Origin of the sequence: Ornatilinea apprima (assembly GCF_001306115.1) — a bacterium.
Classification (GTDB): domain Bacteria; phylum Chloroflexota; class Anaerolineae; order Anaerolineales; family Anaerolineaceae; genus Ornatilinea; species Ornatilinea apprima.
This window is the reverse complement of the sequence record NZ_LGCL01000039.1, coordinates 104,713-122,576: the sequence shown is the minus strand read 5'-3', so window position 1 is coordinate 122,576 and position 17,864 is coordinate 104,713. Positions and strand designations below refer to the sequence as shown.

Below are 17,864 nucleotides of genomic sequence, written 5' to 3'. Positions count from 1 at the left end.
GCGGAGTGTAAACGGTTGCAATAATAAGCCTATAGGCTTGACCGAGATACAGAACCCGGGGCGATAACCGCCCCGGAATTATGTTTTAAGCATGGCAAATCTCAATGATCTTTCATCACGCCTGTTTTTCCTGGTGGAATTCCTGAACCTGCAAGAAGCTACTGGAGATCCAGAAGCCAGGTGGGAGGAATTCCAGCTTAAGAACCTTAACAACCAATCATTACTCTCAATTGATCTGAAAAGCCGACAGGTGGGATGGTCATGGTTGGCGGCTGCCGGTTCCGTTGCTGATTGCCATATAAACGACCGCTCCACGAATATTTTCCTTTCAATCAATTTGGCAGAAGCCTCTGAAAAGATCCGCTATGCCAAACACGTTCATGAAGCCCTCGATCCAGATGTAAGGAAAAAGCTGGTCATCGATAACCGCTTTGAACTAGAGTTTGAGAATGGAAGTCGCATTATTTCTCACCCCTGCCGGCCCTTGCGTGGTAAGGCGCGAGCAAATATTTACCTGGATGAGTTTGCCCATTACCCAAACGATCAAGAGATCTATCAATCTGTTCTTCCTGTGCTTTCAAAAGGTGGATCACTGCGAATTGGATCTTCCCCTCTAGGCGCAAGAGGCCGTTTTTGGGAAATCTTCACCCAAAGAATACAGAAATTTCCTGGTTATAAGCGCAAGGCCATCCCCTGGTGGATGATCCGGGCCTTTTGCAAAGACATCGAGAACGCCAAAAAGCTGGCACCTCACATGAACACTGATGACCGAGTGAGGTTGTTTGGCACAAACCGTCTTATAACCATTTATGAGAACTCAGTCCTCGAAGATTTCCAACAGGAATACGAATGCGCCTGGTTGGATGAAGCCATTTCTTGGATCTCTTGGGACCTGATTAAACGAAACCAGATCTTAGCCCAACAAGGAAAGCTCTGGTACAGGATTGTAAACGGCGTTGATGAGGGATTGGCTGTCATTGATGAGGTCGCAAGGGCGATCATTGAAGGGAAAGTTGAGGATCGTCTCGTTGGCGGCATGGACATGGGGCGAACAAAAGACAAATCGGAAATCGTATTGACCGGAAGAACTATGCTGGATCACTTACCATTTCGCCTCAATATATCTATGGCAAACACCGAGTTTGATGACCAGTTTGCCGTCTTGTGCCGATTGATGGACACCTTACCTATTATCAGGATGCTGATTGATCAAACCGGGCTTGGTATGCAATTGGCCGAGGATGCACACCGCCGTTATTCTGACCGGTGCGAAGGGGTTACATTCTCAGGGGCATCAAAACAGAAGTGGGCCACTGATGCGAAGTTGAAGGCCGAGCGTGGAGAAGTCCCGCTCCCATTGGAAAGGGATTTTATCTATCAGATCCACTCTATCCGCAAGCTGGTGTCATCATCCCAAACGATCCAGTTTGACAATGATCGTGGAGAAGGCCATCACGCAGACAAGTTTTGGGCGTGGGCGCTGGCGTTGGCCGCTGCAGGTGAGACATTTGGCTCATTAGAGGTTGGACATAACGTTTTATCTACTTACCGAGGGTGATTATGACAACAATATTTCAACGGTTGCAAAATGGGATCCGGGCATTTCGTGAAGGCTGGCTCTCTGCAGATATTATGGCTGGAGAAGCCGATTTCAACTCGTTTGAAGCAAGAAAATTCCGTTACGACCTGTATTGGTCTTATTACGAGAACACGGCCTACTCCAAAATCCACGCCTGGGCGCGAATTTTCAAATCCAATTACGGCCTCTACAAGGCAATTCGGGGCATTTATAACCCGGCCTACCGCCTGGGGGAATTTTGGAAAACCCATCTTTGGGGTGGCCCATTGGATCCGTTTGCGAGAAATGACGAATCAACCGCAACACCCATCCAAACTCAAAATGAGGATCTCCGTGGTGCTTTGGCGCAAGTTTGGAGATGGTCAAATTGGCAAACAAACAAAAACATCTGCGCCCTTTGGGGAACCGTCCTGGGCGATGTCGCAATCAAGGTCATTGATGATGTCCAGAAGAGAAAAGTATTCTTCGAGATCATCCACCCTGGCACGATCAAAAGTGTTGACCTGGACAAAATGGGCAACGTGAAGGGTTATGTCATTGAGCAGGAATTGAAAGACCCCGAAAACCTGAACCGTTTTGTCGTTTATCGGGAAGTCGCCTCACGAAATGGGGATGAGGTGGTTTACGAACTTTTCAAGAATGACGCGCCCTATGCCTGGGGGAACGAAGCGCACACATGGAGCGAACCCTACGGTTTCGTGCCGATGGTGTTTATCCGGCACAATAACGTTGGCCTCAACTTTGGTTTTAGCGAATACCAGGGTGGGCACGCAAAATTCCGCGAAGTGGATGACGTAGCATCCAAACTCTCTGACCAGATCCGAAAAATGGTGGACGCGCCCTGGCTTTTCTCTGGTGTTAGTAAACCAACTTCAAAAGCCAGAACAGCATATACCGAAGCGTCAGACCAAAACGAATTACCAATAAGGGAAGAAACACCAGTATTTTATGGCCCTGTTGGATCTTCTGCATATCCTTTGGTGTCAAACCTGAATATTTCTGACACCGCGGCTTATGTAAAAGATCTGCTGGAAATTCTGGAGAAGGACTACCCTGAATTGAACTCCGATCTTCTCAATGTGAAAGGCGATATTTCAGGCCGGGCTTTGAGGGTGAACCAACGCCCTACTGAAAACAAGGTCCGAGATCGCCGGGTGAATTATGATGACGCGCTGGTAAGGGCACAAATGATGGCCGTTGCTATTGGCGGCTTCCGACATTATGACGGCTTTGAAGGGTTTGACCTGGAAAGCTACGATAAGGGAGATCTGGACCATTCCATAGCAGATCGCCCGGTATTTCAAGAGGACAAGGCTGATGAACTCGAACTCGAACAAACTTTCTGGAATGTGGCGAAGTCTGCAAAATCTAATGGTATGCCCCTTCCGTTATTTCTCGAACGGCATGGATGGTCTGATGAGGATATTCTCAAAATCACCAACTCAGAAGAATACAAGGCAAGGCTCGAAGCATTCAAGCAAATTGCCGCGTTATCGGAGGGGTCCGAAGAAGGTGAAACCGAAATCGGGGAAGTGGGACAAGCTGGTGATGGATCTCAATCAGAAGAAGATTAATCCAATCAATAACCGCCCAATCTGCCCTGTTTGTGGAAGTGAGCTGGTCTTAACGCTGATCGTGTTTGGCAACGTTAAATACCATGCCTGGCTATGTGATTGTGCAACTCAACCGGAAGATGTCGCTGCCGATATTGTCCGGGCAAGGGAGTTCGCTGGCGAAGTCCTCCTATACACTGTTGAATATGTGAGGGATGAGGGCGAATGAACCCGCTAGAGTTGGCTGTTCAATCCGCATTGAAAGCAAATGCTTACCAGTTGGACCTGTTTGCGAAGGCTGGAACCATCAATCACCCGCGTGGAGTGATTATGACCGCCTATCGCAACGCCCGGCGAAGTATGCGCCAAGCCCTTATGGATCGAAACAAAATATGGGCGGCAAATGAGGTAATGACTGCCCTGATCCGCACCATCCGTTTTGAGATTGCGCCTTTGCTGGAAAAGGCGCAATTATATGGTCTGCGGGACGCTCAAAAGCAGCTTGAATTTTACGGAGTTAAGCCCACTGATGATTTTATGGCGTTAGGATTACAAGCCCAAAGAGAAGCTGCTTTAGACGCTGTGGTAGGCACAGTCGAACAACAATGGAAAACTACCAAAGGCATTCTGCAGGTCGGTTCCGATGTTGACCTGATTTTAGGTGATGAAGAACGGATCGGGGTATTGCGCCCTGGAGATCCAATTGCTTCTGTTTCCACCTGGATATCCTCTCTAATGTGGACAACATGGGGTGGCGTGGTACAAACCAGCACCAAACAGAAAAACCGAATTGAGAAGCTCGCCGTAGTCGCTGTTGACTCACGGACAACCGATTGCTGTTTGAATGTGCATGGCCAGCACGTCCCGTTTGACGAACCCTTTCACCTCACTGGCACACCCCGCTATGCGGATCATCTGGATTGGTCGCCCTTTCATAACTATTGTCGAACCTCGATTGCCCTCTATTACGAAGACTACGATGACGGAATAACTGACCAGATGAAAAAAGAGGCTGGGTCCGAGAAGGATCGCCGGGGTGAAGACAAGAGGCGCAAACTGGCAGGTCTATCGCCGCTTGACAGATCTTCACCCAAGAAGATCCGATCTTACCGGGTTGCGAAGCCAGGTGGAGCAGACATCGAAACGCCTACTCCAACCGCCCTGTCCAAAGCATGGTGTAATGGGTCGTGGTACAGAACGCCCACTCACATGAAGTGGGCCGTAAAAGAAGAATTCGGATTAAAAACCTGGGTTTGGGATCCGAAGAACACGGCCATAGATCAGAACCTGGTAAAAGCCTTGCAGCCCACGATCCGGCAAATGTATAATCAAACACAGGAATTCTTTCGCTCACAAGGTGTAACCAGTGTTAGGCTGTATCGCGGCTTGAAAAACCCGACTGATATGTTCTCCGTTTTGGAGAGCTGGACCTCTGATTACTCTACTGCAGCTCGGTTTGATGGGTTTACCGTTTTAGTTGAGGATATTCCCATCCACCGAATTTTCATGGCCCATGTTGGACCAAATTGGGTCAACGGTAAGTTTGGCAACCAGTTTGAATATATCGTTTTACCCCCGGAGTTTGAAGGATGAAGAAGCAAAAGAAAATCGGAATGAACGGCAAGACCGTTACAATTTATATCCCCGAAAACCAGGAAGATCTCGAAAAGCTCTACAAAATGCAAAAAGAGGGGAAAATCGATAAGACCGACTACATGCATGGTCAAAAGAAGGATCCTAATTGATGTCAAACGCCTTGAACGTGCTATAATCTCATTAGCTTGACCGAGGCACAGAACCCGAAGCCAAAATTTTGGCTCCGGGTTCTGTGTTTTTTTATTCTACGCTACGGTTGCGGAAAAACCGGGATGATGAAGGGATGGTCTATGAAAAACCTGCATTTTATTCGGCCCACATTTTATTTCTCCGATGACCCTGACGCCGGGGGTTCAACTGGCGGTAACAATGGAGATGGTGGGAATGGTGGCGAAAAGCCGAAGGATGAAAAAAAGTCCTACACTCAGGCCGAACTGGACGCTATGTTTGCGGATCGCGCAAAGCAAGCCAGAAGCAGCACCATCGCAGATATTCTCAAAACGCTAGGTGTTGAGAAGCTGGATGATGCGAAAGCACTCGTTGAAGCCAAGCGGCAAGCTGACGAAGCGCAGAAATCCGAGTTGGAGAAGGCCCAGGATGCCATCAAAAAAGCCGAAGAAAAGGCCGCACAAGCCCTCGCTGATGCTGAAAAGTTTAAGGCCGAAGCAAACGAAAGGCTGTTGAAGGCCGAGGTTGTTCGCCTTGCTGGTGAGGTTGGCTTCCGACCAGAAGCCGCTGGAGATGTTTGGTTGGTCATTGATCGCTCAAAAATTTCCCAGGAAGAAACCGGGGATTTTAAGGGCGTAAAAGAAGCTGTGGAGTTGATTGCCAAAGAAAAGCCTTTCTGGCTTGTAGATCCGAGCGGTCAAAAGAAGTCTGGAGGGACGCCCAAACCGAACCTGCAGACCAAGCCACAAGCCAACCAGGGCAATAACCAGAATAACGACCAGCCCAATCGTATCTTTACTTTGTAGGATTGTGAAAATAAGTCTTTAGAGTGAGGTAAACAATGGCTGAAATTACAAAAACGACTTCCAAAATTGCCCAGGTATACCCCGGCAAGAGCGAAGTTCTTGGATATAAGACTGCTGTTGCCGTGACCGCTGGCCAAGCTGTGACCCTCAACACTTCCGGCTTGCTCGTTGTTGCTGACGCGAATGATGCCGCCGCTAACACCTTCATCGGTATTGCGTTAGAAAGTGTTGGGGCTGGTGTCGCCTGCCCGGTTTTGATGGCTGGATATGTATCGGGTTTTACCGTGTCCAGCTTAAATGCTATGGCTCCGGTCTACCTGTCTGACGATGCCGGGAAAGTAGACACCGCCGCTGGTACTGTCTCTGTGGTGGTTGGCTTTGTTGGCTCTCTGCCGGATGGCACGAAATGCCTGTACGTTGCCGGACGCTAATTTGGAGGTGAATTATGTCGAATATCTTTGGCTTGCTCAATGTGCAGGACTACGCTGCAGATCGCACCTTTGTAAACCAGGTGGGCCAGCAAATCGTATACGATGCGGTTCAACAGGAAATCGCTCGTATTGATGAGGAAATCAACCGCGCCCTTTCCGTGTTTGTGGATGAGCGGACCTCGGACTTCAAACGCCGATACAAGCTGCCGGGTTCTGGTTACATGCAGCCCGGAACAAACCAGGCCCCGCCCGCTAACACAAAAGCCAGTGGATCGTGGGATATCGCCCTGCCTCTGCTTGACTTCCAGGACGCTGTTGGCGGTAACCGGGTCCAGATGGCTTATATGTCCGTAAAAGATCTGAATATCCATCTGGATAGCCTCCAAATCCGTGCCGCAAATTCTGTGCGCCGTGAGATCCTCCGCGCCCTGTTCAACAACACCACATGGTCTTTCCAAGACGAAATTCACGGTGTTTTGTCGGTTGTCCCGCTTGCCAACAATGACGGCACGCTGTATCCCGCCGTTGTCTCATCGGACACCGAAGCACAGGACAACCATTACCTGGTTTCTGGCTATGCGGCTTCGTCCATCTCGGACACTAACGATCCCATCAAGTCCATTGTCGCGGAGATCTACGAGCACTTTGGTTATGGCGACAACCTGGTGGTATTCATCAATTCCGCGCAGACCGCCAAAGTGCTGGCCCTTGCGATGGTTGAAGAAGTTGGGGACAAGTTTATCGTCCCTGGCGCTAATACCGCGCAGGTGATTGGACTTCCTGCCGGGTTGCCGGGCCGGATCAAGGGGCGCCACTCCAGCGGTGCATGGATTGTGGAATGGGACCGCGTTCCGGCCAATTACATGGTCGGTGTTCACATGGACGCTCCGAAGCCGATCATTGAACGTGTTGACCCGCCTGAAACCGGATTGCCCTCTGGCCTGACCCTGGTTGCCCGCGATGAAGAATTTCCTCTCGAAAGCGCGTACTACCAGATGCGCCGCGGCTTTGGTGTTGGCAACCGCCTCAATGGTTGTGTCATGTTCCTCGACTCCGGCTCAACCTACACCGTTCCTTCCGCTTACGGTCGATAAGAAGAGGTGTTGAATGGGAGTTAAAGAAGCCCTTAAAAACATCCGCGAAACCGAAGCCCTGGAGCATATCGCTGAACGGCTCGATTCAATTGACCAACGCCTGGAAAGGCTGGAAAAGGCTTTGTCCTCGAAAACCGGAAAAACCGTAAAGAAGGATGAGGAAAAGCCCGGCAGCGATAACGAAAGCGAACCCGCCGGATAGAAAAGTTGAAAGGTGGGGCGGGTGAAAAGCCCGCCCCTTTCTCTTATGGCATTGACACGCGCTCAAATAGAAACTGTTTTGATCGCTCGGTGCGGTGGAAAAATGACCGTTGCCGGGCTTGATGGAGCAACCCACGATGGCAACAACGCGGATCTGGTGGATCCAATCTCTGCCTCTTTATTCGAGATGGGTTACCAATTGGATATCGGTACGGTTACTGACTCTGTTCTTTCCATAGTTGAGGGTAATCGGATCAGTGAATTTCTGGACCGGGCCGAACGGCGGTGCCTGGAAAACATATCCGGCAACATTGACACAGTCAATATCGCGCTAGGTCCTCGCCGGGAAGATCTCAACCAGCTCGCTGAGCAGGTGGAGAAGGCTATTGCCAGACTCGAAAAGAAGATCTTGCTCCGTTATGGTGATGCGCCACTCGTAGGCGACACGATCCGGCTTGATTTCCAAGAAAAGAATGAGGATTATGTATGACCTCGTTTGCTCATCTTGCCTGGAAAAGTGCTGTCCTTCAAAAGCCCGCAGATATTGTCGATGGAAAGCGGTCCTCTGCCTGGTCGAAGTTGGCTGATGTAATGGTTACCCCGCTAATGCCTGTCTCATCAGAAACGATCCGGCGCATGGAATTGCAATCACCCACCAAAGTCTATGAGGTGTATTTGCAATCTGAAACGCGCCTCGCAATTTCCGAAGGTTGTTCGGTGGTGGTGGATGGAGAAACCTACCTGGTGAAGGGCGTTTCTCCGTGGGATGACTTTCGAGGTCAAACCACCTACCAGCTTGTAATAGAGGACGTGATTAACAGATGACCGCCACTATTCGAGGTATTCAAAAGGCACAAAAAGCCAACTCCGCTCATATCCGCGCCTTAAGACCAGGTGGCGCATTGGGCTTGGCGGTGCAAGCCGGGTTGATCTTGACACACCAATCTGCTATACGAAAAACTCATGTAGATACCGGGGCTTTGCGTGCTAGCCACAGAATGAGATATGAGTTTACTGCTGCCGGACCTCGTGGGGTGATCTTCATAGATCCAAACGCAGAAAACCCTAGATCAGGTGAAAAGACAGCCGTATATGGCCCAATTGAACACGCTCGCGGCGGGGAACACGCCTTCTACGCCAGGGTTCGGGATGAGGACGGACCACGCATTAGCCGGGCGGTTGCAAGAGAATTCTTACGAGGATTTGCTCAATGACGGTGGTCAATCGAAAAGATGTTAGATCCGCGCTTGCCGCCTATTTGCAAGCAAGCGTAACAAAAGCGCAAGCAGTTTACCCATATCAGGTCGCAGACTTCAACGGCGCAAGCCCGGTGGTGTATATCACCTCTTCTGGATCTGCAAGGGATAAGCTTACCGGATTGGGGCTCAATTCAAATTTTGTTCTCAACATTCACATCTTTGTTCTGTACCCCAAAAAGCCTGACCAGTCTTACTCGGAACAAACCGCAGAAAACCTATTGGATGACCTGGAACAGGAAGTCGCAACCGCTTGCTTGAACATCAAAAACCATAGCCTGATTAAGGCCATCATGTATGACCAACCATCTAACGCTGATGGTATGGCTGAAATCGCTGGAGAAACCTATCTCCACGAAATAATTTCTGTAAACGTCAACTGTTTTTAGATGAGGTGAAAAATGTCTCAAACTACTGATGGAATGTCTTTCGCTGATGCCGAAGTCGCTTACCAGATCGAGGGTGATGCTTCACCCACTGATATGAGTGGTTTTGCCGCGTCTGTCGAAATCTCCGGCTTTGAAACGCAGATCGGTGAAGCGTATACCGCCGAGGGTAATACCGCCATTCTGACCGCCGGAAAGATCGCGCCTGGAGATGTAACCGTCAAGGCGATTTACACGGAGAATGACGCTGACCCCACCAAAAAGCTGTTCGATGCAAAGGCCGCAAAGAAGAAGGTCAAGTTTATCTGGTATCCACGCGGTAACGCCGCAACTCACTACAAGTGGGAAACCGATTTTGGCTTTCTGACCACGGTTAACGCTGGTGGAGGTGAAGCCTCTAGCCCGGATGCTCTGCTGGCTGAATTTGCATTGAAAACCGCCCAGATCTCTCAAACCACCGTTTCAGCGTAATTTTATGAAGTTGTGAAAACAACTCAATAGAAAAGAGACAAGAACATGGCTACAGCTCGATCAAAAAAAGCTCCATCCACCCAACCGAAGCCCCGCACCATTGATATTGAAGTGAATGTCGAAGAATTCACCGCCGGAGATTATGAGATCTTGCTCGATTGGACCACCGGAAATTCGCAAGGGCACACCGTTGGTGAGGTCTTTGACATTTTGGACCGCCTCGTTGTTGGCGGGTTCCGGCATCGCAAGCTGATCGACCTTAAAGGTGTCATCAAAACGATCCTGGAAAAGGTAATGGAGTATACGGACTCAAAAAACTAAAACTCGGGGTGCTGGCTCACCTGTGGACCAAAAAGCCAGCACCCTGGCAATATATCCGGTTGCAACTTTGTAGAGACGTCTATCACTGCGACCCGCTCACATTCTCGCAAATCCCGATGAGATATATTGCCGAAGACCTCCAGATGATTTCGTGTGAAAACCAGGTCCAAAAGCGCACCAAGCCGCGCAAACGATGAGGAAAACCGATGGGCGAAACGTACAAAATATCTATTGTGGTTGATGGTCAAGACAACGCCTCTGCCCCACTCGGTAAGGTGGGGGCTGCTTTAGGCGGTTTGGGTAATATCGCTGGCGGGATCCTGTCTGCAGCAATTATTCAAAATATCTTTTCAGGGATCTCAAATCTCGGAAAAGCTGCTTTATCGGCCTACGCTGATTATGAGAGATTGGGAATGTCTCTTCAATCCCTTACTGCTCGTGAGATGGTCAATGCTGGTATGGCATCTTCGCTAGGCGAAGCTATGGGCGCTGCAGGCCTTGAAGCCCAAAAACTTCAAGGCTGGATCCAGGAACTCGCTATAAAATCACCCTTCCAGCAAAAAGATATTGCCGATAGTTTTCGCATGGCTATGGCTTATGGTTTCACCACGAATGAGGCGCAACGGTTAACTACCGCTATGGTGGATTACACCTCTGCCACTGGAGCAAGCGGCGACACTATGAACCGGATTGCTCTTGCTCTTGGCCAGATAAAATCCAAAGGGAAACTTGCTGGACAAGAGATCATGCAATTAACGGAAGCGGGTATACCTGTCCGTCAAATTTTGGCTGACTCATTTGGCATTACCACCGCCGAGCTTGAAAAGATGATCTCAAAAGGCCTGGTTCCTGCGGATCAAGCCATTGAAGCGATCACCAAAAGTATTGAAGAAGATTTTGGCGGGGCCGCTGAAAAGCAAGCTACAACCTTTTCAGGCTTAATTTCATCCCTGCAGGACATTAAAGAGGTAGGGTTGAGGGGATTCTTCACCGGGACTTTTCAAGCCATTCAACCCTATGTCACTGACTTTGTGGGAATGCTTTCCAGCCCTGAAACAATGGCAAAGATTAAAGACTTTGGCCTCCAACTTGGCACGTCAATCACTGGGTTTATCACCACAATGGATAAGGCCACCGGCCCAATCCGTTCATATTTCGGCAACCTATTTGGCGCAATTGGTGACGCTGGAGTTATGCAAGATGGGAAGTTCACCAGCGAATTTCTGGAAGCCTTGACCGCCGGGTTGCCCGATGGATTGCAAGAAACCATCTCTGGGATCTTCTCTACTTTTGAGAAGTTCGGTCAATTCTTCACCGAACAGGGGCCTGGCATAAGTGAGGTAATAACTGAAATCTTTGGCAACCTGGGAGAAACTCTCGGCCCATTGGTAACAGAATACCTCACCACACTCGGAGGTTTGCTGGATCAAATGGGAACCTGGTTGAACGACAACGGCCCATTAATTCAGGCTTTTCTAACCAACCTGGGTATTGCCATTAATTTTGCTGTTGAAGCCTTTCTTAATTACTGGCCCATCATTCAAAATTCGCTTACCTGGGCGATGGACACCATCCTGTCGCTCGGCACGCTCATTATGCAAATATTCACTGGGGATTTCCCTGGTGCTGCAGAAACCGTTAAGGGCATCTTTGAGGACCTGGTTACCAATATTTGGGAAAACATGCAACTCTTTGCAACCTGGGTTTTGGACACCTTCTTTGGCATGACCTTTGAGGAAGGGAAAGCTGTTGTTGATGGCGCAATTCAAGACATTATCAACTGGTTTACCAACCTGAAAAATAAAGGAATTGAGGTGCTGGACGCTATCAAAACGCGCTTCGACAACATAGCAAAAGCAATTCAAACCGCTATCGATAAAATCAAGGCGTTCTTAAGTGCAATTGCTGACGCTGTTATCCCTGATTGGGCGGCCAACCTTTTAGGGATCGGTGGAGGTGGAGGAAAACCCGGCGGCAAAGCCAGGGGCGGCACAGTTTATCCTGGAACAACCTACCTGGTTGGTGAAGAAGGACCTGAATTTTTCACGCCTTCCACTACTGGAACCATTATCCCAAATAATAAGCTGCCTGATATGGGCGCCAATCTATCAACTTATAACAGCAAGACCATAAACATTACTGTCAATAACAATGGGCGCGATCTGGACGAGAACACACTTGCCGGGGCTATTTCGTCCTGGGAGATGGCCTACGGATTTTAGAGGTGCTGGATGAGTTATAACGTTGCCTTCACGAATGCAAATGGGATCTCTATTAACCTGAATGACCGGGTGAATACTTACTCAATGGTTGGGATCTCGAATGATCTCATGCCGGGTTTTGAATTTCAGGAAAGCTCATCTCCCCTCATTCACGGCTCGATTGTAAACGCTGCTCGAATTTCTCAACGTGATTACCTTCTGCCAATCATGGTGATTGACGCTGACCGGGGATCGGTTATGTCCAGAATTAGGACCATGCTTTCCATTCTTGATCCGCGCAAAGGTGATGGTCAATTGAGGATCACAAACGAAGGTGTTACAAGGGTTTTGAATTGCCGCTACCGCTCTGGCCTCTCGTCTGATGGTACCGGGCCGGATCAATTCACCAACTGGATCCGTGGAGTGATTGACTTCTACGCATCTGACCCTTATTTTTACGCAGCTTCTCCAATTACGCTGCAGGTGTCAGGGGATTGGTCTCCCTATAATTTCTTTCCCATCTTACCTGTAAGGTTTGCGGCTTCTTCAAGCACCGTGACCGCGACATTGACCAATAGTGGAGACGTGGAAGCATGGCCTGTCATCACGATCACCGGGCCAGGTACTCATTTTCACGTTACAAACCATACAAGTGGAAAATTTATCGTTGTTGACACAACCCTATTGACTGGAGAAAGCCTCATTATTGATACCAGACCTCGAACCAGATCCATTCGTGATGGAGATGGAGTTAACCGTTTCGCTTACCTCACACCTGCAAGCTCTCTTTTCCCTATGAAGCAAGGCAATAACCAGGTTGAAGTGGAAATCGTTGGAGGAAATGGAAACACCTCTGTTACCGTCATGTACACTCCAGCATATTTAACGGTGTAAGATGTCTGCTGAATACCGCATTTATTCTCGAAACCCTGACTTAACTCGGAATTCCGAAATTACCAGGTACAAAAGATTGGAATTCATTTCCCGCTTTTGCCTGGGTGGAAGCTGGACCCTTTCAGGTGAAGGGGATCTCCCGCTATCCGTCAATCAAGGCATTATCATCGTCCGGAATGACGTTGAAGTATTCTCTGGGGTGGTCCAAGAACTCGAAACGGCTATGGATGCGGAGTCCTTTCTCTCACGGTCATGGACATTCAAGGGAAAGGATGATCTTGCCAGAATTGGGGATCGCGTTGCTGTGCCAGACCCGGTTGGATGGAACTTCTCAACAGCCGCTTACGATACGAGGACTGGACTTGCCGAAGCTGTTATTTTGGAATTCGTGGATTACAACTGCGGCCCATCCGCAATTGAACGAAGGCGACTACCGAATTTCCAAGTTGGCGCTTCTTCTGGCCTGGGATTAACCGTAACCGGCAACGCTCGCTTTGACAACCTTCTTACCCTCATTTATAACCTCGCCCAAATGGGCGGGGTTGGTTATCGCGTTCGTTACGACTCCACGCTTGGCAGGCTGGTCTTTGAGGTGTTTGAACCTACCGATAGAACCACCGAAGTCAAATTCTCTGCCGATTTTGGAAACCTGCAATCATTCAAGCATAAACTCCGCGCTCCAAAAGCAAATTACGCAATTGTGCTAGGCCAGGGCGAAGGATCGTCAAGGTCAAATGTTTGTGTTTATGATAATAACTCTATAAGCACCTGGGGGCTGGTTGAGATGATGAAGGACCAGCGCAACGAACCAGACAGCGCAAAGCTCCAGAATTGGGGAGAAGCCGAACTGGAGAAAAAGAAGGAGCAAGAGGGTTACACCATCGTGCCAAATGAGCTTGGTGGCGTGGGTTTCACTTATGGGGTGGATTATTTTCTAGGAGATCTGGTGTCCGTTGCTGATGAAGCGGTTGTCCTGCAGGAAACCGTCACGGAAGTCAAATTTTCAATTGATGAGGATGGTGAAGAAAAGATCGTCCCAACTATCGGATCCCTGAAAGACATTCCTCTTTCTAATACCTTTGAGCGGATCGAAGACCTAACTGATCGGGTCAACCAGATTGAGACAAGTCAATAAAGTGAGGCACGATGACCGAAACATTCTATTTCTTCGATAACCAGCCTATCTATCAGGCTGATTGGGTTAAAACCATTGGCAAATCGTTGCAGGATGGCGTTATCTGCGGCGTTGATGACGACCTCTTTGTTTACGCTGACGCATCTGGTATGCAAGTGAAAATCAAACCTGGAGCGGCTCACATCAAGGGCAATTATTTCTTCTCCGATCAGGAAACGATCTTACCAGTAAGCGCCGCCCCCACAACCGCCGGACAATACCGATACGATTGGGTTGTGTGTGAAGTAGACTGGACCGCCCGATCCATGACCCTGAAAATTGTGGAAGGAACGCCCGGATCTTCTCCATCCTTACCTACACTTACGAGATCTAGCACCGTTTTTCAAATCCCACTCGCAAGACTGACGGTTTCTTATGGTGATACCAATGTCCCGGCAAATAAAGTCCTCGATTACCGATCCTGGGCATTGGGAGTGTATGCAATCCCCTTTGTGATTGGATCCGCTCAATCTGTTATCACAACCGGCCCGGTTCCTGTAGCTGCTATTGTGCCTGTCCGTGGGAAGATCTACCGAGTGGATATGGTTGCTGATCAAACCGGATCAATCACAATCGATGTCTGGAAGAAGGTTTTAAGCTCATACCCCCCCACTGTTTCAGAATCAATCTGTGCCTCTGGAAATAAGCCCTCGCTCTCATCTGCGAGATCTGGCTATAAGTATGTTTGGAACGAAGCCACCTATCCAAACATGGTAAGCCTGAACTGGCCTGGGCATGTGATTGACAAACCATCAGAAACCGATTTCTGGCCTTACGCCATCCTTTTGAATGTGGATAGCGTTGCAACCATCAAGCAGGTGAATGTCACGCTATGGATTGCTCGCTCCATCTCCCCTCTTTCATAATGAGGTGATTATATGGCAATTGATGTTGCATTATTAGACACACGCTCATCTGGCACAACTGGTACTTGGTCCTCCACGGTAAACATTCCGGCGGACAAATCACCTGCTTGCCTTATTCTATTCCTTTTCAATAAAGGCGGTTTGGGCGGGGTCAACTATGTCAGGATCGGCGGCGTAACACCAGACACAATTAAATCTTATTCCGGAAGCAATGTTGGTTTCGGGGTCTTTGCCCGAAAAGACCTCGCACCGGGCGATTACCTGGTTGAGGTGAACGCTTCGGGTGAGAACAGGGGCATCATTCTTGGCGTTTGGGAAACGATAGGCTGGAACACTAACCCTTCAAGTCAGTATACAAGTGTGTTGCCCAGTCCTGGAAACCTCTCATTTAACCCCACATTGGCATCTGGTCAGCTATTTCTGGAGTTTTACAAACAGAACTCCGGCACCGACAACGCAAGAACAGCGGGTCAAACCCTTCTCTCTCACCTGACAGGAACAGGGTATGAGGGTGGGGCTGCTTATAAAAAAAGTGGTGGCCCCTACACCTGGACCACCTATGTTTACGATCAATACCTGTTTGGTCTTGAATTCATGCCATTGGGCCGTCTTTTTTTTATCCCGCCCGCGCCAATTGGCCTTTAGCGTATTACAAATCAAGTGAGGATCATTTCTATGAACTACCTGGAAATTTACAACGAAATTTATTCAAACGCCAACATCGAGAAAAAGGTTGTGGTAGCCTGTCTGCAATCCGCAGACACCATCATCCGTGAAGATGTCTCAACCGAAAATCACGATCTCAGGATGAGTTGGGCAAGATCTGTTATTTCAAACCCAATTCAAGCCGCTAGAAAAATGTTGCCTGTAATCATCGTCAATCCGATTGTCCAAAGTGGGGCTTACGATGACGGCGATCTTCTCTGGTTGGTGCAAACCAACATCAACGCCTACGCCTTAATTTTGTGATTTTATGAGGTTGTTATGTTAAGTTCATATGTTGTTGACGTTTCGAGGTATCAGAAGAAGATCTTACCCGCCTTGCTTCGCTCGAAGGGGGTTGGGGCGGTCATCGCCAAATCATCCGGCAGTTTATCGAAAGATATAAAATTCGACCAGCATTACACTGACTGCCAAAAAGATGAAATGCCAATTGCCCCCTATCATTGGGTGGATCCGATCTATTACCCGGAAAAGCAAATCGACACCTTTCTTTCCATTAATAAAGGCCGGAATATTTTCGCCTACGTTTTGGACATTGAACAATGGTGGAATAATTGGGACGCATGGTACAAGGCCGTTATTAAGCAAATTTCTTGGAGTGCTGTCCCTAGAATTCGCCCAGACCTGATCGCTAAACATGCCAAACAATGTGTGGACTACCTGGTTTCCAGAGCAGACAAATCAGTTATTCTCTATACCAGCTACGGCTTTGTTACCTCGTATGCGCAGGGTATGTCAGAATGGTTGGGCGATTATTCTAATTGGGTAGCTAATTACGTCGTCCAATCAAACAAAAAGCTCACTCTGGAGTGGGAGGATCTGGTCTATTACCTGCCCTACGGCAAAACACCACTACTGCCACCTGGCGTTACTCTGAAAAACATGGTTGGTTGGCAATTCACTGGAGATCTAATTTCCCTCCCCGGCACTTACTATGACGATAGGGCGACCATTTTATCGCCAATTGACCTGAACCTGTTCTCCAAAGAATGGCTCGAAAAGGCGACCGGGAAAACAATGCCAACGGCACCCATCACCATGCCAGAAGGAAAAGATGTCGCCGTCAAATACTCGGTTTCTCCGTGGGTTACGCTTGGTTTAAGGATGAGGGAAGGCCCCGACCTGAATTCTCAAATCATTACCGTGTTAAAAGCGGGATCCATCCTTGACTACGCCGGGAAGTCAAAAGGAATGTGGAAGAACGTAACCTGGAATGATCTTTCGGGGTGGGTTCACGGCTCTTATATTCAGAAGATCTAACCATTGGGGATCTGCCGTTATGCCGCCAGCATCGCTTAACACACAAAAGCTAAACCAGGTTTTGGACCAGGTTGCGGAATTAAACCGCACAATTCGGGGTCATAATGGCACGCCCGGAATGCTTACTCAAATGGCCATTATGTCGCAAAATCTGGAACGGCTTACCGAAGCTGTCAACAACATCAATCAGAATGGCTGTAATTACCTATTCAGGGATGAAAATAGACACACTCCAAAAGAACAGAACCAGCAGACCGAACAAAAAGACGAGGATAAGTTTTGGGCCTTTGTCCGTGACAAAATTGCTGCCCCGGTGGCGGTTGCCCTTGTACTTGGACTTCTCTCTAACCTGCCCAAAATAATATTGGCTTTCGATCAAATCTTAAAGTGAGGTATTTATGGAAGGCTTCTTGATTTTTATCGCTGCGTCTCTGTTAATTGAGGCTGTTGTTACCAACATCAAATGGGTGCTGGAAGGCGGTTATAACTGGCCCAGGATCACCGCTCTGGTCGTGGGAATTGGGGTCGCTGTTATTTTCCAGCTTGACCTGTTTGCAGCCCTAACCATGATTGGCATTGTGCCTTTTGTTGGTTTTGTGCTGACCGGAATTATTCTGGCGCGCGGCGCGAACTTTGTAAACGATCTGATTACCGCCCTATTTTCAATCAAAACCGGGTCGAAGGACATTTCTTCTCTATTGGAGAAACTGCAGACCTATCAAATCCCTGAACCTGCTACTGCCCGATCCGTTCCGGCCCGGCCCGATACACAAACCAAATCCACTCAACTCCGGGAGTAAACGCTTATGAAGATAAGTCAATAAAATCTTTTCCCCAACAACCTTATACTGTGGTGATGCAAGTTAAAACAAAAAAACCGCCCG

General features: G+C 48.7%; 22 protein-coding genes. All 22 read left to right on the top strand.

The genetic code is table 11. From position 1 onward, the window contains the following. Positions 1–91: 91 nt before the first annotated feature. The 22 genes from ADN00_RS15905 to ADN00_RS15795 all read left to right on the top strand — a co-directional run bounded on the left by ADN00_RS15905 (position 92) and on the right by ADN00_RS15795 (position 17,780). Positions 92–1,558: a terminase large subunit domain-containing protein gene (locus ADN00_RS15905; RefSeq protein WP_075063988.1), complete on the top strand. Its 1,467-nt coding sequence runs from the start codon at positions 92–94 to the stop codon at positions 1,556–1,558. 2 nt (positions 1,559–1,560) lie between these two features. Then, a complete protein-coding gene (locus ADN00_RS15900; RefSeq protein WP_152966388.1) occupies positions 1,561–3,153 on the top strand; it encodes a hypothetical protein in 1,593 nt (530 codons plus the stop codon). Positions 3,154–3,357: 204 nt separating this feature from the next. Further along, entirely contained in the window at positions 3,358–4,725 is a 1,368-nt protein-coding gene (locus ADN00_RS15890) for a structural protein (protein ID WP_075063985.1), read from the top strand. Then, a complete protein-coding gene (locus tag ADN00_RS20060; RefSeq protein ID WP_160317548.1) occupies positions 4,722–4,877 on the top strand; it encodes a hypothetical protein in 156 nt (51 codons plus the stop codon). The genes ADN00_RS15890 and ADN00_RS20060 overlap by 4 nt, the downstream gene beginning before the upstream one ends. Before the next feature lie 141 nt (positions 4,878–5,018). Beyond that, on the top strand, positions 5,019–5,702 hold the full coding sequence (locus ADN00_RS15885; RefSeq protein WP_075063984.1) for a hypothetical protein: 684 nt from the start codon (positions 5,019–5,021) through the stop codon (positions 5,700–5,702). A 35-nt stretch (positions 5,703–5,737) separates the two neighbouring features. Beyond that, positions 5,738–6,133, top strand: a complete 396-nt coding sequence (locus ADN00_RS15880; RefSeq protein WP_075063983.1) for a hypothetical protein — start codon at positions 5,738–5,740, stop codon at positions 6,131–6,133. Positions 6,134–6,147: 14 nt separating this feature from the next. Continuing rightward, positions 6,148–7,227, top strand: a complete 1,080-nt coding sequence (locus tag ADN00_RS15875) for a hypothetical protein (protein WP_075063982.1) — start codon at positions 6,148–6,150, stop codon at positions 7,225–7,227. Positions 7,228–7,240: 13 nt separating this feature from the next. Beyond that, positions 7,241–7,429: a hypothetical protein gene (locus ADN00_RS15870; RefSeq protein ID WP_075063981.1), complete on the top strand. Its 189-nt coding sequence runs from the start codon at positions 7,241–7,243 to the stop codon at positions 7,427–7,429. 21 nt (positions 7,430–7,450) lie between these two features. After that, entirely contained in the window at positions 7,451–7,918 is a 468-nt protein-coding gene (locus tag ADN00_RS15865) for a hypothetical protein (protein WP_152966386.1), read from the top strand. Continuing rightward, the gene (locus ADN00_RS15860) at positions 7,915–8,253 is read left to right on the top strand and encodes a hypothetical protein (RefSeq protein WP_075063979.1); all 339 of its coding nucleotides are present in this window, start codon (positions 7,915–7,917) and stop codon (positions 8,251–8,253) included. The genes ADN00_RS15865 and ADN00_RS15860 overlap by 4 nt, the downstream gene beginning before the upstream one ends. Positions 8,254–8,638: 385 nt before the next feature. Continuing rightward, entirely contained in the window at positions 8,639–9,073 is a 435-nt protein-coding gene (locus ADN00_RS15850) for a hypothetical protein (protein WP_075063977.1), read from the top strand. 12 nt (positions 9,074–9,085) lie between these two features. Beyond that, the gene (locus ADN00_RS15845; RefSeq protein ID WP_152966385.1) at positions 9,086–9,541 is read left to right on the top strand and encodes a hypothetical protein; all 456 of its coding nucleotides are present in this window, start codon (positions 9,086–9,088) and stop codon (positions 9,539–9,541) included. Positions 9,542–9,586: 45 nt separating this feature from the next. Further along, positions 9,587–9,862, top strand: a complete 276-nt coding sequence (locus ADN00_RS15840) for a hypothetical protein (RefSeq protein WP_075063975.1) — start codon at positions 9,587–9,589, stop codon at positions 9,860–9,862. A 206-nt stretch (positions 9,863–10,068) separates the two neighbouring features. Further along, positions 10,069–12,084: a tape measure protein gene (locus tag ADN00_RS15835; protein WP_075063974.1), complete on the top strand. Its 2,016-nt coding sequence runs from the start codon at positions 10,069–10,071 to the stop codon at positions 12,082–12,084. A 9-nt stretch (positions 12,085–12,093) separates the two neighbouring features. Next, a complete protein-coding gene (locus tag ADN00_RS15830; RefSeq protein WP_075063973.1) occupies positions 12,094–12,957 on the top strand; it encodes a phage distal tail protein in 864 nt (287 codons plus the stop codon). Between the two features lies 1 nt (position 12,958). Continuing rightward, the gene (locus ADN00_RS15825) at positions 12,959–14,092 is read left to right on the top strand and encodes a siphovirus ReqiPepy6 Gp37-like family protein (protein ID WP_075063972.1); all 1,134 of its coding nucleotides are present in this window, start codon (positions 12,959–12,961) and stop codon (positions 14,090–14,092) included. Between the two features lie 11 nt (positions 14,093–14,103). Continuing rightward, the gene (locus ADN00_RS15820) at positions 14,104–14,997 is read left to right on the top strand and encodes a hypothetical protein (protein WP_075063971.1); all 894 of its coding nucleotides are present in this window, start codon (positions 14,104–14,106) and stop codon (positions 14,995–14,997) included. Positions 14,998–15,009: 12 nt separating this feature from the next. Further along, entirely contained in the window at positions 15,010–15,642 is a 633-nt protein-coding gene (locus tag ADN00_RS15815; protein ID WP_075063970.1) for an SET domain-containing protein, read from the top strand. A 30-nt stretch (positions 15,643–15,672) separates the two neighbouring features. Beyond that, positions 15,673–15,966, top strand: a complete 294-nt coding sequence (locus ADN00_RS15810; RefSeq protein WP_075063969.1) for a hypothetical protein — start codon at positions 15,673–15,675, stop codon at positions 15,964–15,966. 15 nt (positions 15,967–15,981) lie between these two features. Next, positions 15,982–16,980: a GH25 family lysozyme gene (locus ADN00_RS15805; RefSeq protein ID WP_075063968.1), complete on the top strand. Its 999-nt coding sequence runs from the start codon at positions 15,982–15,984 to the stop codon at positions 16,978–16,980. A 19-nt stretch (positions 16,981–16,999) separates the two neighbouring features. Next, positions 17,000–17,371 carry a hypothetical protein gene (locus ADN00_RS15800; RefSeq protein WP_075063967.1) on the top strand — a complete coding sequence of 124 codons (372 nt, stop codon included), beginning with the start codon at positions 17,000–17,002 and terminating at the stop codon, positions 17,369–17,371. A gap of 7 nt (positions 17,372–17,378) precedes the next feature. Further along, positions 17,379–17,780, top strand: a complete 402-nt coding sequence (locus ADN00_RS15795) for a hypothetical protein (protein WP_075063966.1) — start codon at positions 17,379–17,381, stop codon at positions 17,778–17,780. Positions 17,781–17,864: the final 84 nt, after the last annotated feature.